A 15,503-nucleotide genomic window follows, 5' to 3' on the forward strand; every position below is an offset into this window, starting at 1 on the left:
GCGGTCACAACTGGGTCGGCTGGCGCTGGGTGAGGCCGTACTTGCCCGCGATCGCGTTCCACAGCGCCGCCGCCTTCGTCTTCTGCGCGCTGGCGGTGCCGCTCTCCCGGTTGCCGGCCTGCGTCTCGCCGGTGGTGCGGGCGTGCCCCTTGCGGCAGACCTTGTGCCCCTTGGCCTGGTCCGCCCAGGCCGCGTAGTGGTTGTCGGCCGCGGCGGACGCCTGCCACGCCTTGGTCAGCGCGGCCGTCAGGTCGGCGTTGCCGGGCAGCTTGTCCACGGACAGCCCGCCGAGCCGCGTGACCAGCCGGCCGCGCTGCCGGGCCGCGTCCCGCAGGCTGGACGCGGCCTGGTCGAGGTTGTCGCACTGCTTGACGTCCGCCACCGCCTGGATCACCGCGGCCCGGCTGCTGCCGCTGTCCGCGAGCAGCTTGTCCAGCTCGACGGCCTGCTGCCGGGCGGGGTCGGCGGCGGGCGAGGCGGAGTCCTGGGCGGCCGGGGAGGTGGCGGCGACCGTCTTGTCGTCCCCGCCCTGGTCCTTGCCGCCCCCGCCGCTGAGCAGCGCCCCGGCGCCGACGCCGAGCACGACGATGCCGACGCCGACGGCGGCGATCAGCGGCACCCGCGACCGGCCCCGGCGCCGCCCGCCGTCGTCGCCCGGACCCGCGTCGTACGACGGCTGCGCCGGGCGGTACGACGACTGCGCCGGGCCGGGATGGGCGTCCGGCTGCTGCACCCGCGGCAGCTGCTGGGTGGACCCGGCCGGGCTGTCGCCGCCCCCGGGACCGCGGAAGAGGTTGTCGAACTCGGCGGGCGGCTGCCGGTCCGCCCCCTGCGCCTGGGCCTGGGCGGCATACGGCGGGATGTACTGCGTGGCCTCCGCGTCCGAGGGCGCGGGTGCCGCCTGCCGGGGCGCCTGGCCGAGGTAGCGGGTCTCCTCGCCGGCCGACTCCGGCGGCAGCGCGCCGGGCGTGACCGGCGGCATGTACTGGGTGGCCGCCTCGTGGACGCCGCCCCCGGCGGGGATTGGCGGTATGTACTGGGTGGCGCCGTCGGCCTGCACGGGCGGTATGTACTGGGTGGCGCCCTCGTCGCCGGGCGCGGCGGGGCCGGCGGGAACCGGCGGCAGGTACTGGGTCGCGCCGTCCGCGCTCGGGGGCAGCGGGGCACCCGCGGCCGGGTAGGCGGACGGCTGCGGCGCGGCGGCGGCCTGTCCCGGCACGGACTGCCCCGGGTACGGCTGCTGCTGCGCGTGCTGCTGGTACGGGTCGGGCGCGCCGTAGGCGGGCTGCTGGGGCGCGCCGTAGGCACCGGCGCCGGCCTGGCCGCCGCCGTACTGCGGCTCCTGGCCGCCGTAGGAACCCGCCGGGCCGCCGTACCCCTGGGCCTGGCCGCCGTACGACGGGGCCGGGGCTCCCTCCGGGGGCAGCGGGCCGGGGTTCGCGGCCGCCGGGGGCCGCTGCCGGCCGGGGCCGCCGGGGGCGTCCCACTGCCCGTCCGCCGGGGGCCAGCCCTCATCCGACTGGGGGGCCTGCTGCCCGGGGCCCCAGGAACCGCCCCAGGCCTGCCCGCCGGCCGGGTGGGCGGGTGCGGGCGTCCCGGTCATGCCCGGCAGCAGGGGCTCTCCTCCGTCGGAGGGCAGCACGATGCCTTCGCGCGCGGTCCGCGCCGAGGGCTCCTCGCCCTGTCCACTCTGCGTCACCGGGACTCCTACAAATGGGGGACCTTGTGAATCGTCGGCTCACGCTACCGGCTCCCCCGAGCCCCGTGCCACGCAGCGCCGTTCGCGACCTCCTCCCTGTGACGGCGGTAACACCCCGCACCGCGAAGCGCCGTTCACGGCACCGGCGCGCACCCGGGTGCCGTTTGCCGTTCTTCCACGCGCCGGCGGGACCGGTGCTCACGCGGCCTGCTGGAGGTCGAGCCGCGCCCCGAACTCGCGTACCACCGCCTCCTCCCGGAAGGGCTCCAGCCGCTGCTGGAGGTCGTCCAGGTACTCGGCGCCCCGGTTGGAGCGGAGCGTCTCCAGCAGCTCCACCGCCTTCATGCCCGTGGTGCAGGCCTGCTCGATCTCGCGCTGCTGCACCTGGGCCGTGGCGAGCAGCACGTAACCGATGGCGCGCCGGCGGGCCCGGGACTCCGGGTGCCCGGCCAGCGACTGCTCGGCGTACCGCGCGGCCTGGTCGGCCTGCCCGAGGTCGCGGTGGCAGTGGGCCAACTCGTCGGCCAGGTAGGCCTCGTCGAAGTGCGCGATCCACGCCGGGTCGTCCCCGGCGGCGTCGTCCGCCCCTTCCATCGCCGTGATCGCCCGCCCGCCGGCCGCCTGTGCCGCGCGCGCGTCCCCGAGCAGGGCGTGCCCGCGCGCCTCGGCGGCGTGGAACATCGCCTCCACGCGCGGGGTGACCTGCCCGCGCGCCCCCTCCTGCGCCGCCCGCGCCAACTGGGCGATCTCCCGCGGGTTCCCGAGCTGCGCGGCGAGGTGGCTCATGGACGCGGCGAGCACGTAACCGCCGTATCCGCGGTCCCCCGCGGCCTGCGCGAGACGCAGCGACTGGATGTAGTACCGCTGGGCGAGGCCCGGTTGCCCGGTGTCGACGGCCATGTACCCGGCCAGCTCCGTCAACCGGGCGACGGCGGCGAAGAGTTCCCGGCCGACCGTCTCCCGGTAGGAGCCCGCGAGCAGCCCGGAGACGACGCTGTTGAGGTAGTGCACGACGACCGGGCGCACGTGTCCGCTGCCGTACTGGTGGTCGAGGTCCACCAGCGCCCGGGTCATGGACCGTACGGCCGCCACGTCGGCCTGGCCCACGCGCGGGCCCGCCTGCCGGGCCACCTGCGGGTCCGGCGCCGAGATCAGCCAGTCGCGGCTCGGCTCGACCAGCGCGGAGGCGGCGACGGAGGAGCCGGACAGGAAGTCCCGGCGCCCCACGTCGCTGCGCCACAGCTCGCAGACCTGCTCGATGGCTCCCAGTACCGTCGGCGAGAACTGGAGGCCGACCCCCGAGGCGAGGTTCTTGCCGTTGGCCATGCCGATCTCGTCGATCGTGACCGTACGGCCGAGCTTGCGCCCGAGCGCCTCGGCGATGATCGCCGGGGCCCGGCCGCGCGGCTGCTGGCCGCGCAGCCAGCGGGCCACGGACGTCTTGTCGTAGCGCAGGTCGAGGCCGTGCTCGGCGCCGCACATGTTGACCCGCCGGGCCAGCCCGGCGTTCGAGCACCCCGCTTCCTGGATGAGCGCCTGCAGCCGTTCGTTCGGCTGCCTGGCCACGAGAGGCCTTGCGGCCATGTGCTACCCCCTGTGTCGCGATCCCCTGAGGCGTGTTGTGATCCTCCGGAGCACAAAGTTCCGGCCGGAAGATCACTGCCCAGCTGACATACCGTCAATGCGTGACATGTGCGGTTTGCCGGGGTAAAAGCGGTCGCCCCCCTCTCTGGCTACCCATCTCACGCCCCGCCCCCTCCCGCGCGCCCCCGGCCATGCACCCATGCGCCCGGCTGCCGGGCCGGTGCTCCTCCCCCGCGCGCGGTACGGCCGTAACTCCAGGTGGGCGCGGGAGTTGAGTGGAACGTGGAAGAGACGATCGCGGGCGCCCGAAACACTCAGATGGCCGGTCACATCCCGCAGCAGCGCAGGGAATCGCTGCTGGAGACCGCCGTACGCTACGCCGAGGAGCGGCACTGGGACGTGGTCCCGGGCACCTGGCTGGAAGCCGTCGACGGCAGGCAGCGCTGCTCGTGCGACGACGCCTCCTGCCCTGCGCCGGGTGCGCACCCCGCGCGCCCCGACTGGGCGACCCAGGCGACCGGCAGTGCGACCGTCGTGCGCCGGATGTGGCAGGAGCAGCCGGCGGCGGCGATCCTGCTGCCGACCGGCCGGACCTTCGACGCGCTGTCCGTCCCGGAGAGCGCGGGGTTCCTGGCGCTCGCCCGTATGGAGCGGATGGAGCTGACGCTCGGACCGGTCACGCTGACCCCGGACCGGCGCATGCAGTTCTTCGTCCTGCCCGGTGCGCCCGCGAAGGTGCCGGAGCTGGTACGCAAGCTCGGCTGGTCGCCGGCGTCCCTGGACCTGACGGCCCTGGGCGAGGGCGCGTACGTGGCGGCGCCGCCCACGCGGTTCGGGTCCCGGGGGGCCGTGCAGTGGGCCCGCCGGCCGACGCCGGCGAACCGATGGCTGCCGGACGCGGAGGAGTTGATCTCGCCGTTGGCCTATGCGTGCGGGAGGGATCGTTAGGCGGTTCGCCCACTCGTCCGCCAGGTCGTTCTCTCGCCGGCGAGTGCGGGTGAGTGGTGCGTACTCGCGCAGCCGCCCGTGAGAGAACGACCCGGCAGACGCTCAGGCGCTCAGCCGCTCAGCCCCGGGCAAGCCGTCGAGGAACGGCGAGACGGCGGCCCGCCACGCCACCGGCAGGTCATAGTGGGCCAGGTGCCCCGCGTCCGGGACCTCCGCGTACTGTCCGCGCGGCAGCACCCGCACCATCTCCTGGGCCTCCGCCCGCCCCAGCTCGCCGTCCACGCCGCGCACCACCAGCGTTGGGCACCGGACCTGGGCCAGCTCCTCCCAGTGGGCGTCGTGGACCCACGTCTCGCGGGAGCTGAGCATCTGTTCGGGGTCGAAGACGGGCCGCCAGCCGTCCTCGCACTCGTGCATCACCTCGGCGTAGAAGGACCCGCGCGCGGGGTTCGGGCGCTCCACCCAGGGGTCGTCCTCGCCGAACCACGTGCGGACGTCGGCCAGGCTGGCGAAGGGGACGGGCCAGGACCGGAACCAGTCGGCCCACTCGCGCTGCGAGGCCCCGCCGAGGGCGGAGGCCCGCATGTCGCAGATGATCAGGCCGCGCACCAGATCGGGCCGCTTGGCGGCGAGCTGCCAGGCGGTCAGCGCGCCCATGGCGTGGCCGATGAGGAGGACGGGGGCGAGGCCGAGCTGCTCCACGGCGGCCTCCGCGTCCTCGACGTAGGCCTCGCGGGTGTACGCGGCGCGCGGGGGCTTCTCGCTCTGGCCGTGGCCGCGCTGGTCGAGGGCCACGGCGCGGTGGCGGCCGGCGAGCCAGCGGGCGGTGGGCGCCCAGTGGGAGGCGCGGCCCATCAGACCGTGGAGTAAGAGCGCGCCCGGAGCGCCCGGGCCCGCTTCCCCCTCGGCGTCCGCGTCCGCCTCCGGTTTCGGAGGGTCGGCGAACTCCCAGGCGGCCAGGCGCACCCCGCCCGCTCCCGTCACATCGATACGCCGTGCCATCTGACCTGGCCCCCCAGCTCCGCCGTGCTCGTCCAGCTGTTTCAGGCTATCGAATACGTATTCGAAAATTGCGTCTCCGCAGACAACACCCCTCATTTGAGTGACAACCCTCCGGGCATGATCGCCTCAGTCGAGGGGATGTCTTCTGGCGGGAGGCGGACCGCTCGGGGAAAAGCCGGTCCGAGGGGATGACCCTGAGAGCTCGGGGCTCCGGGTCAGCACAGGGGAGGACAGGCCCCGGCGCGCAAGCGCCGGGGCCCTCTCCGTGTCAGCGCTTGGCGACGAACACGTGGGAGGCCGTGTCCGCCTCCAGCTCGGCCGCCTCGCCGCCGCTGCCCACCAGCACGCCGCCGGGCGACTCCGTCACGCTCACCACCGAACCGGGCTGCACACCCGCCCGCCGCAGCGTGTACATCAGCTGGGCGTCCGTCTGGATCGGCTCGCCGATACGGCGGACGACGACCGTCTTGCCGTCCGAGCCCGGGTCCAGGTCGGCCAGCGACACCATGCTCTCGTCCAGGAACGGGTCCGCGCCGTCCTTCTCGCCCAGCTCCTCGAGGCCCGGGATGGGGTTGCCGTACGGCGACTCGGTGGGGTGCCTCAGCAGCTCCAGCACACGACGCTCGACGGCCTCGCTCATCACGTGCTCCCAGCGGCACGCCTCCGCGTGCACCTGCTCCCACTCCAGGCCGATCACGTCGACGAGCAGACACTCGGCCAGGCGGTGCTTGCGCATTACGCGGGTCGCCAGCCGGCGGCCCTCGTCCGTCAGCTCCAGGTGCCGGTCGCTGGCCACGGAGACCAGGCCGTCGCGCTCCATGCGCGCGACCGTCTGGCTCACCGTCGGCCCGCTCTGGTCCAGCCGCTCCGCGATGCGGGCGCGCATGGGGACGACGCCTTCCTCTTCGAGTTCGAGGATGGTGCGGAGATACATCTCCGTGGTGTCGATCAGTCCGGACATACGTGCCCCTCGATTACCTCTGCCGGCAGCCGGCCGCGTGCGCTGGCCCTGGCACCAATTCTGCCGGATCCCACCGACAAGCGGGCGGCACCGGCGAAACGGGGGCCGAGTCGGGGTGCGGGGCGGTCCCGGGGCCGGGTGCGGGCGGGGCGCGCGCTCCCGTCCTGAAGCTCCCGCCCGGCCGTATTGACACCGCCCTGGTCCAGACCGCACGGTGATCCGCGACACAGACGCTGCGAAGGGGCACCGCATGAGCGACGGCACGCCTGCCGACCTGTTCTTCGACGCCGCCATCGGCCTGCTGCACCGGGTCCGCGACGAGGAGGCCGGGGCGATCACCGCGGCCGGCACCCTGCTCGCCGACACCGTCACGGCCGGTGGCCGCCTGTTCGCCTTCGGCGCCGGGCACTCCTCCCTGGCCGCCCAGGACGTCGTCTACCGCGCCGGCGGCCTGGCCCTGATGAACCTGCTCGCCGTCCCCGGCGTCGTCGGCGTCGACGTCACCCCGGCCACCCTCGGCTCCGCCCTGGAACGCGTCGACGGCCTCGCGAGCGCCGTCCTCGGGACCTCACCGCTCCGCGCCGGTGACGCCCTCGTGATCGTCTCCCTGTCCGGCCGCAACGCGCTGCCCGTGGAGATGGCCCTCACCGCCCGCTCCCGCGGCGTGAAGGTCATCGGCGTCACCTCGGTGGCGTACGCCTCGCAGACGACGTCCCGGCACTCCTCCGGCACCTTCCTCAAGGACCACTGCGACGTCGTCCTCGACTCGAAGATCCCCGTCGGGGACGCGGAACTCACCCTCGACACCATCCCGGCGCCCTTCGCCCCCGCGTCCACGGTCGTCACCAGCGCCCTGATGCAGGCCGTCATGGCCACCACCGCCGCCACCCTCGCCGACCGCGGCGTCGAACCCCCGCTGCTGCGCTCCGGCAACGTCGACGGCGGACACGAGTGGAACGCCCGGGTGATGACGGAGTACGGCGACCGGATCTTCTACCGGCACTGACCGCGCCCCGCGGCCGTCAGGGGGCGCGTTCCTCCGGTCGGTCGCGCAGTGTTTCCGCCAGGTCCAGGGCCGCCGCGATCCGTACGGCCACGTCCTCCGCGTACGCCGTGTCGGAGCGCTCGAAGCGGCTGCGGCCGGACCCGCGCAGGAACGTCACGACGCCCAGCGTCCGGCCCCGGCTGCGCAGCACCGCGCACAGGGCGTGCACCGCGTCGCCGGGCCACTGGCGCTGCTCCGCCCACTCCCGCGTCCGCTGCTCGGAGACCGGTCCGGCGTCCGCGCGCACGGTGCCGCCGCGCTCGACGCACTTCAGCGCCGGGTGGCCCTGCGGGTAGCGCAGCGGAAGCCCGGCCGCGCCCGTGAACAGGCTCGGGCCCGGCGCCCCGGCGGGCGTGGCCGCCAGCCGTACCAGCCGGACCGGACCGGCGCCGTCGGCGTCCTGCGCGCGCGGGCGGTCCGCCACCCGGTCGACGAGGGCGTGGTCGGCGAAGCCGGCGAGGGCGAAGTCCAGGTGGACGGTGGCCGCCTCCGCCGGGTCCTCGCACTCGGCCGCCGCACGGGCCGCCCGGTGCAGCTGGTTCGTCCGGAACCGCAGCAGGGCCGCCTCCTGCTCCCCCTGCTTGGCCTCGGTGACGTCCTCGAACAGCCACCCCACGCCGAGCGGCACCGGCTCCTCGGCGAGCGGCGAGGACAGCCGCAGGAACGCGCTGCGCCAGCAGCGCCGCTTCTCGCCCGCCGGGGCGCGGACGGTCACCCACATCTCGGCGGGGGCCGGCGGCGCGCCCTCGGCGAGGACGTGGGTCAGCGCGGCCTCCAGCTCCTCCACGCCCTGCGCGAGCAGCTCGCCCAGCGGACGTCCCAGCACGGACGTGCGCCCCACTCCCAGCGCCCGCGCCGCGTGCGCGTTCACCACGGCGGGCCGCAGGTCGGCGTCGACCAGGACGACCCCCCAGGACGCGTCCTGGAACAGCGCCTCGCTCAGCGCGATGGACCGCTCCAGGTCGATCTGGGCGTGCACCTCGCTGAACGCGCAGTACACCCCCGCGGGCTCGCCGTCGGGTCCGCGCACGGCGGCCGACTGCGTCCGCACGAGCACGCGCCCGCCGCCCTTGGTGACCAGCGCGAACTCGTGCACCTGCCGGCCCGGCGCCCGCATCGCCGACAGCAGCCGGGCCTGCACCTCCTCGGCGTCGGCGCTGCGCACCGCCCAGCCGGCGAACCCCCGCCGCCCGACGGCCTCGGCGGCCGTCCAGCCGAGGATCCGCTCGGCCTCCCGGTTCCAGTGGGTCACGACCCCGTCGGCGTCGAAGGCGCACAGCGCCGCGTCCATGCCGTCGAGCAGCGCGGCGAGCAGGTCGGAGCCGCCGGACTCGCCGGGCTCGTCCGGCCCCAGCTCGTCAGTGGTCCCACTCCGCCGCGAAGCACTCACCTCGACCCCCTGGAGACTGCGTCCGCGCACGCACGGCGCTCGGTTCGCTCACTGCCCCTCATTCAACTGGAACGTGACACACCCCACACCCTGTTCCCGCAAGATTGCGGGGATCAATGCCGCGGGCCGCCCGGTGAGAGCCGCAGGTCCACCCACTCGTCGCGCTCCCCGTCGAGCACATACCGGTCGATCTCCGCATACCCGTGCCGTTCGGCGAACCGCAGCCCGTCCTCGTCGACCGCCGGCACGCGCGCGATGACGTCGCCACCCTCCGCTCCCCCGCCGGCGGACGCACGGTCGAGCACCCGACGAGCACCTCGCCCGGATTGCGGGCGGCGCGTGAAAAAAACAGTTGAGCCCGTCGCGGCGGTTTCTTAGGGTGTCGGTTACACGAGAAGGGAGGTGGTTCGGCAGATGTATGACAACCGGACGCGTGAGGTGGCTGCGGGCTAGCGGCCCGTCCCACACCATGTGCGGTGCCGGACCAGCACGCGAACGATGCGTGCAGCCGGCCCAATCCCAAGCAGTCACCCGGCCCGCGGGCTGCCGGTACGTCCGGCCGGCTCCTCCTCGAGGAACCCAGCCCGCGGGTCGTCTGCGTTCCCGCCCGTCTCCACCGGGCCCCGGTCAGGGGCTGAGGCGTTCGACCTTCCAGGTGCCGTCCGGCCGGGCGACGTAACGCAGGCGGTCGTGGAGGCGGTTCTCGCGGCCCTGCCAGAACTCGATCGTCTCCGGGCTGACGCGGAAACCGCCCCAGTGCGGGGGGACCGGGACCTGTGCGTCCTCCGGGTAGCGGGCCTCGAGCGCGGCGTAGGCCGTGTCCAGCTCCGCGCGGGAGGCGATCACCGAGGACTGGGCGCTGGCCCAGGCGCCCAGCCGGGAGCCGTGCGGGCGGGTGCGGAAGTAGGCGGCGGTCTCGTCGCGGCCGGTGCGCCGGGCGGTGCCGGTGACGATCACCTGGCGGGCCAGCGGGTGCCAGGGGAAGAGCAGCGCGACGTGCGGGTTCTCCGTCAGGTCACGGCCCTTGCGGGAGTCGTAGTTGGTGAAGAAGACGAAGCCCTCGGTGTCGTACTGCTTCATCAGCACCGTGCGTGAGCTGGGGCGGCCCTCGGCGTCCGCCGTGGAGACGACCATCGCGTTGGGCTCGTAGAGCGTGCCGTGCAGGGCCGCGCGGGCGGCGTCCTCGAACCACCGGGTGAACTGGTCCATCGGATGGGTGGCGAGATCCTGTTCGGCGAGGCCGTCGGCCCGGTACTGCTTGCGCATGGCGGCGGGATCGAGGACGGGGTCCAGGAGCGGGTCGCGGTCGGTCACGCGGTCATCCTGCCGTATCGAACGGGTATGGCACTCAGTGTCGCGTGGTCTCCCCAACTATGGCACCGGGGGTTATCGTGCTGCTCCCTTTGCGGTTGGGTTGACCACGGGTGACCACCGGCAGATCGGGGCATCACCGGGTTGACCGCCGCCCGCACATCACGAGGAGCCGCCTGATGTCCGATTTCGTACCCGGACTCGAGGGTGTCGTCGCGTTCGAGACGGAGATCGCCGAACCGGACAAGGAGGGCGGCGCCCTGCGCTACCGGGGCGTCGACATCGAGGACCTGGTCGGCCACGTCTCCTTCGGGAACGTGTGGGGTCTGCTGGTGGACGGCGCCTTCAACCCCGGTCTGCCGCCCGCCGAGCCGTTCCCGATCCCCGTGCACTCCGGCGACATCCGCGTGGACGTCCAGTCGGCGCTCGCCATGCTCGCCCCCGTGTGGGGGCTGCGGCCCCTGCTCGACATCGACGAGGGGCAGGCCCGGGAGGACCTGGCGCGGGCCGCCGTCATGGCTCTGTCGTACGTCGCCCAGTCCGCGCGCGGCCAGGGGCTGCCGATGGTGCCGCAGCGGGAGATCGACAAGGCGAACTCGGTCGTGGAGCGGTTCATGATCCGCTGGCGGGGCGAGCCGGACCCCAAGCACGTGGCGGCCGTGGACGCCTACTGGACCTCCGCCGCCGAGCACGGCATGAACGCGTCCACCTTCACCGCCCGGGTCATCGCCTCCACCGGCGCGGACGTCGCCGCCGCGCTGTCCGGGGCGGTGGGCGCCATGTCCGGGCCGCTGCACGGCGGCGCGCCCTCGCGCGTGCTCGGGATGATCGAGGAGATCGAGCGCACGGGGGACGCCGAGGCGTACGTCAAGCAGGCGCTCGACCGGGGCGAGCGCCTGATGGGGTTCGGGCACCGGGTGTACCGGGCCGAGGACCCCCGGGCCCGGGTGCTGCGGCGTACGGCGCGGGAGCTGGGGGCGCCGCGGTTCGAGATCGCCGAGGCGCTGGAGAAGGCCGCGCTGGAGGAGCTGCACAACCGGCGGCCGGACCGGGTGCTCGCCACCAACGTGGAGTTCTGGGCGGCGATCATGCTGGACTTCGCCGAGGTGCCGGCGCACATGTTCACGTCGATGTTCACGTGCGCCCGTACGGCCGGGTGGTCGGCGCACATCCTCGAGCAGAAGCGGACGGGGCGGCTCGTGCGGCCTTCTGCTCGGTATGTGGGGCCGGGGCCGCGCCGGCCCCAGGACATCGAGGGGTACGCGGACATCGTCCACTGAGCGGGGTCCTGGGGCGTGCGGGCGGCTGCGGGCCTGGTGCGGCCCGGCGCGCCCGCGCGGCGGAGCCGCGTATCGATGCGGCCCCGCGCCCCAGGGAACCGATCACGCCGGGGTCAGCAGGTTCCCGTGGTGCCGCCGCGCCACCAGCGGGTGGGCCCTGAGCTTGCCCTTGAGCTCGTTGTAGCCGTACTCGGCGTACAGCGGGTTCGTCGGATCCGTCGTGACGCCGGGGGCCTTGGACGCGTGCGGGAAGGGGAGCGGCTCGATCCGCGCGTCCAGGCGGGGGTTGTAGAAGAACGGGACCGAGAAGCGCTCGGTGGCGCCGGGCGGGCTGACGACCCGGTGGTTGGTGGCCAGCAGGTAGCCGTTGGTGGCGACCTCCAGGAGTTCGCCGAGGTTGACGACGAACGCGCCCTCGATGGGCGGGACGTCGTGGAAGCGGCCGTCCTCGCGCTGCACCTGGAGACCGCCGACCGTGTCCTGGAGGAGCAGGGTCAGGAAGCCGTAGTCCTTGTGGGCGCCGACGCCCTGGCCGGTGCCGTCGTCCGCGCTGCCGGGGTAGCGGACGAGCTTGAGGTGCGGGTGGGCGTGGTCGCCGAAGACCGGGTCGTAGAAGTCGGCCGGGGCGCCGATGGCGGTCAGCAGCTCCCGCAGGAGCCGGTGGGCGACCCCGCTCAGCTTGTCGATCCAGGCGAGGGCGGCCGTGCGCAGTCCGGGCAGGGCGGCCGGCCACTGGTTGGGGCCCTGGAGCCACCAGTACGGCGGCTCGCCGGGGCCGGGGACACGGGCGGGGCGTTCGGCGCCGATGTCGAGCTGGTCGCGCCAGTCGCGGGCGCCGCCGGTGCGCTCGTCGCCGGTGCGGGTGTAGCCCCGGAAGTGCGGGGAGCCGACGTTGTCCAGGGCGAGCCGGTCGGCCTCGGGGAGGGCGAAGAAGGCGCGCATGGCGGTGAGCAGCGCGTCGGTCTCGGCGCGGGTCACTCCGTGGCCGACGAGCTGGAAGAAGCCGACGTCGTGGGCGGCGCTGTGCAGCTGGGCGTGGAGCAGGGCGCGGGCCTGCGGGTCGCCGTCGGCGGCCGACAGGTCGATGATCGGGAGCTGGTCGTACGACGTCACTGTGTGCGTGGTCATGATGCGTCCGCGGGTGTACGGGGCACGGGTGACCGCCGGGGGGTGGTGGCGGCCCCCGGGTGCCGGAAAAAGGGAGGAAGAGAGAGGAGGGGGCTGGTCAGGCGGACAGACGCCGACAGCCCATGCTCGTGACGCGCACGTAGTCCACGTGGCGGCGGCGAACGAGCATCGGAAGCATGCGCCAAGAGTAACGCGCCCCCTGATGCCCCCCCTCGGCACGATCCCGGGCCCGCGCCCACCAGACCCGGCCTCAGCCGAGCGCTTCCTCCAGCAGCGCCGCCCACTGGGCGACGACCCGTTCGCGGCGGGCGGTGTCGTCGGTGAGGAGGTTGGCGAGGCCCAGGCCCCGGGCCATGTCCAGCAGGCCCTGGACGGTCTCGCGGACGCCGGGACGGGACTCGTCGGCGCGCAGGAGGTCGACGGCGATGCGGTGGGTCTCGCGGCCGACGCGGGCCTCCAGCTCGGTCACGCGCGGGCGCAGCTGTTCCTCGTCGGACGCGGCGACCCACAGGTGCAGGGCGGCCCGGAACAGGGGGCCGGTGTAGAGGTCGACCAGGGCGGACACGACGGCCCGGCGGTCGCCGGCGCCGTCCGGGAACAGGGCCCGCAGGGCGAGGGAGCGTTCCTCTGAGACGTACTCGACGGCGGCGGTGAACAGGTCCTCCCTGGTCGGGAAGTGGTGCTGGGCGGCGCCCCGGGAGACACCGGCCCGCTCGGCCACGACGGCGACCGTGGAGCCCGCCCAGCCCCGCTCGGCGAGGCAGGCCACGGCGGCTTCCAGGAGCCGCTGCCGCGTGGCGCGGCTGCGGTCCTGCTTGGGCACGCGCTCCCGTTCCGTCGTCCTCACACCACCCACGCCGCATCACGTCTTTCCAGGAAGGCCGTCATCCCCTCCCGGGCCTGGGGGGAGGAGAACAGCCGGGCCGAGAGCGCGGTCAGCTCGGCCGCGTCCCGGTCGAATGTCTCCAGCACCCTAGCCGTGAGCAGCCGTTTCGTCTCGGCCAGGGCCTGCGGGGAGGAGCGGCGCAGACCGTCGAGGACGGGGGCCAGGGCGTCGTCGACTTCCTCCGCCGCCACCGTCAGCAGGCCCAGGCGCACGGCCTCGGCCGGGCCGAGGCGTTCGCCGGTGAGGTAGTAGCGGGCCAGGGCGCGGGGGTCGGTGCGCGGGATCACCGGCAGGGAGATCACGGCCGGGGCGACGCCGATGCGCACCTCGGTGAAGGCGAAGGTGGCGTCGGTGGAGGCGGCGGCGATGTCACAGGCGGCGAGCAGGCCGAGGCCGCCGGCGCGGACGTGGCCGGTGACCCGGGCGACGACGGGTTTGGGCAGCTCCACGATCTGCCGGAGCAGGGCCACCAGGGCGTCGGGGTCGGGCGGGTCGCGCAGGTCGGCGCCGGCGCAGAACGTCGTACCGGTGTGGGTGAGGACCACGGCCCGTACGTCCGGGTCCTTGCCGCAGTCGGCCAGGGCCCCGGCGAGTTCCGTGACGAGTGCGGCGGACAGGGCGTTGCGGGTGCCCGTGGAGTCCAGGCTGAGGGTGTCGACGGCACGCGCGCGCGTGCGGCCGATGCGTGCGGTCGGGTGCGTCACGTGTGCTCCCTGAGCTGTCGGCGCAGGATCTTGCCGGAGGCGGCGCGGGGGACGGTGTCGATGAAGGTGATCCGGCGGACGCGTTTGTACGGGGCGACGCGTTCGGCGACGTACAGCAGGACGTCGTTCTCGGTCAGGCCGTCGGCGGTGGGCCGGCGGACCACGAAGGCGTGCGGGACCTCGTTGCCGTCGGCGTCGTACGCGCCGATGACGGCCGCGTCGGCGATCTCCGGGTGGGTGAGCAGGAGCGCCTCCAGTTCGGCGGGGGCCACCTGGAAGCCCTTGTACTTGATCAGTTCCTTCACCCGGTCGACCACGAACAGCCAGCCGCCGGCGTCGACGCAGCCGACGTCCCCGGTGTGCAGCCAGCCGTCGGCGTCGATCAGCGCGGCGGTGGCGTCGGGCCGGCCGAGGTAGCCCTTCATCACCTGGGGGCCCCGGATCAGGATCTCGCCGGACTCGCCGGTGCCCAGGTCCTTGCCGGGGTCGTCCAGGGAGACGATCCGCATCTCGGTGCCGGCGATGAGCCTGCCGACCGTGCCGGCGGGGGCCTCGCGCAGCCGGTCCAGGGGGACGACATGGGTGCCGGGGGACAGTTCCGTCATGCCGTACGCCTGGCCGATCGGGGGCAGGCCCAGGCGCTCGGCGCAGGCGACGGCGAGCCGGGCGTCCAGCGGGGCGGCGGCGCTGATCACGTACCGCAGCGAGGAGAGGTCGTAGCGGCTGACCGCCGGGTGCTTGGCGAGGGCGAGGACGATCGGCGGGGCCACGTACAGGCCGGTGATGCGGTGCTTCTCGATCGCTGCGAGGAACGTCTCCAGCTCGAAGCGCGGCAGGACGACGACCGTGGCGCCCTTGCGCAGGGGCGCGTTCATCAGGGCGGTGAGGCCGTAGATGTGGAAGAACGGCAGGACGGCGAGGATGCGGTCGCCGGGTCCGGCCGGGACGGCGGGCTCGAGCTGGGCGAGGTTGGTGGCGATCTGCCGGTGGGTGAGCATGACCCCCTTGGGGGTGCCGGTGGTGCCGGAGGAGTACGGCAGCGCGGCGATGTCCTCGGCCGGGTCGATCCCGGTGTCCGGCTCGGGGGCGGTGGTGGCGAGCAGGTCGATCAGCGAGCGGTGGCCGGGCGCGCTGTCGCAGACGAGGATCTCCCGGACGCCGCCCGCGAGTTCGGCGGCCCGGCGGGCGGTCTCCAGCAGCGGGGAGACGGTGACGATCCAGCGGGCCGCGCTGTCGCCGAGCTGCTTGGCGAACTCCTCGGCGGTGGCCAGCGGGTGCACGGTGGTGACGGCGGCGCCCGCGCGCGTGGCCGCGTAGAAGGCGGTCGGGAACGCGATCGTGTTGGGGCTGTGCAGGGCGAGGACGTCGCCCTTGCGGACGCCCGTCTCGGCGAGGGCGGCGGCCAGGCGCCGGTGGAACCGGTCCACCTGCTCGTACGTGAGGGTGGTGCCGTCCGTGCCGTCGATGAGGGCCGGCTGGTCGCCGAAGCCGGCGGCCCGGCCGAGGACGGCGTCGTGGATGGGGAGTTCTACGGGCGGAACGTCTGCGTACTCGCTGCGGAACAC

14 protein-coding genes are annotated in these 15,503 nt (G+C 74.3%); 3 read left to right on the forward strand and 11 right to left on the reverse strand.

The window, feature by feature from the left end:
• Positions 1–4 precede the first annotated feature (4 nt).
• Together ACZ5DC_RS16315 and ACZ5DC_RS16320 are read right to left on the reverse strand one after the other, a co-directional pair.
• Complete coding sequence (locus tag ACZ5DC_RS16315) at positions 5–1,699, reverse strand: hypothetical protein (protein WP_468653202.1); 1,695 nt, start codon at positions 1,697–1,699, stop codon at positions 5–7.
• Positions 1,700–1,897: 198 nt separating this feature from the next.
• Complete coding sequence (locus tag ACZ5DC_RS16320) at positions 1,898–3,283, reverse strand: transcriptional regulator (RefSeq protein ID WP_468653204.1); 1,386 nt, start codon at positions 3,281–3,283, stop codon at positions 1,898–1,900.
• A gap of 282 nt (positions 3,284–3,565) precedes the next feature.
• Here ACZ5DC_RS16320 and ACZ5DC_RS16325 point away from each other — a divergent pair, with 282 nt between their 5' ends.
• Complete coding sequence (locus tag ACZ5DC_RS16325; protein WP_468653206.1) at positions 3,566–4,231, forward strand: bifunctional DNA primase/polymerase; 666 nt, start codon at positions 3,566–3,568, stop codon at positions 4,229–4,231.
• 102 nt (positions 4,232–4,333) lie between these two features.
• On the opposite strand, the gene ACZ5DC_RS16330 is transcribed toward ACZ5DC_RS16325, so the two are convergent.
• Positions 4,334–5,233 carry an alpha/beta fold hydrolase gene (locus ACZ5DC_RS16330; RefSeq protein ID WP_468653208.1) on the reverse strand — a complete coding sequence of 300 codons (900 nt, stop codon included), beginning with the start codon at positions 5,231–5,233 and terminating at the stop codon, positions 4,334–4,336.
• Between the two features lie 268 nt (positions 5,234–5,501).
• Complete coding sequence (locus tag ACZ5DC_RS16335; protein WP_014673345.1) at positions 5,502–6,194, reverse strand: metal-dependent transcriptional regulator; 693 nt, start codon at positions 6,192–6,194, stop codon at positions 5,502–5,504.
• 250 nt (positions 6,195–6,444) lie between these two features.
• On the opposite strand from ACZ5DC_RS16335, the gene ACZ5DC_RS16340 reads away from it, so the two are divergent.
• Positions 6,445–7,200 carry an SIS domain-containing protein gene (locus tag ACZ5DC_RS16340; protein ID WP_468653210.1) on the forward strand — a complete coding sequence of 252 codons (756 nt, stop codon included), beginning with the start codon at positions 6,445–6,447 and terminating at the stop codon, positions 7,198–7,200.
• A 16-nt stretch (positions 7,201–7,216) separates the two neighbouring features.
• Here ACZ5DC_RS16340 and ACZ5DC_RS16345 read toward each other — a convergent pair whose 3' ends face one another.
• The 3 genes from ACZ5DC_RS16345 to pdxH form a co-directional block, all read right to left on the reverse strand.
• Positions 7,217–8,629, reverse strand: a complete 1,413-nt coding sequence (locus ACZ5DC_RS16345; RefSeq protein ID WP_468653212.1) for a PAS domain-containing protein — start codon at positions 8,627–8,629, stop codon at positions 7,217–7,219.
• A gap of 113 nt (positions 8,630–8,742) precedes the next feature.
• Positions 8,743–8,934: a hypothetical protein gene (locus tag ACZ5DC_RS16350; RefSeq protein ID WP_468653214.1), complete on the reverse strand. Its 192-nt coding sequence runs from the start codon at positions 8,932–8,934 to the stop codon at positions 8,743–8,745.
• Positions 8,935–9,256: 322 nt separating this feature from the next.
• On the reverse strand, positions 9,257–9,943 hold the full coding sequence (gene pdxH, locus ACZ5DC_RS16355; RefSeq protein ID WP_468653216.1) for a pyridoxamine 5'-phosphate oxidase: 687 nt from the start codon (positions 9,941–9,943) through the stop codon (positions 9,257–9,259).
• A gap of 176 nt (positions 9,944–10,119) precedes the next feature.
• Between pdxH and ACZ5DC_RS16360 the strand changes: the two genes are divergently transcribed.
• Positions 10,120–11,220, forward strand: a complete 1,101-nt coding sequence (locus ACZ5DC_RS16360; protein WP_468653218.1) for a citrate synthase 2 — start codon at positions 10,120–10,122, stop codon at positions 11,218–11,220.
• A gap of 102 nt (positions 11,221–11,322) precedes the next feature.
• Here ACZ5DC_RS16360 and ACZ5DC_RS16365 read toward each other — a convergent pair whose 3' ends face one another.
• The 4 genes from ACZ5DC_RS16365 to ACZ5DC_RS16380 form a co-directional block, all read right to left on the reverse strand.
• Complete coding sequence (locus ACZ5DC_RS16365; RefSeq protein WP_468653220.1) at positions 11,323–12,348, reverse strand: isopenicillin N synthase family dioxygenase; 1,026 nt, start codon at positions 12,346–12,348, stop codon at positions 11,323–11,325.
• Between the two features lie 250 nt (positions 12,349–12,598).
• Positions 12,599–13,204, reverse strand: a complete 606-nt coding sequence (locus ACZ5DC_RS16370; protein ID WP_468653222.1) for a TetR/AcrR family transcriptional regulator — start codon at positions 13,202–13,204, stop codon at positions 12,599–12,601.
• Positions 13,192–13,938, reverse strand: coding sequence for an enoyl-CoA hydratase family protein (locus ACZ5DC_RS16375; RefSeq protein WP_468653224.1), 747 nt, complete (start codon positions 13,936–13,938; stop codon positions 13,192–13,194). Before ACZ5DC_RS16375 ends, ACZ5DC_RS16370 begins: the two co-directional genes overlap by 13 nt.
• On the reverse strand, positions 13,935–15,503 hold the full coding sequence (locus ACZ5DC_RS16380; RefSeq protein WP_468653226.1) for a 4-coumarate--CoA ligase family protein: 1,569 nt from the start codon (positions 15,501–15,503) through the stop codon (positions 13,935–13,937). Before ACZ5DC_RS16380 ends, ACZ5DC_RS16375 begins: the two co-directional genes overlap by 4 nt.

It is taken from the genome of Streptomyces sp. NPDC031445, assembly GCF_055581365.1.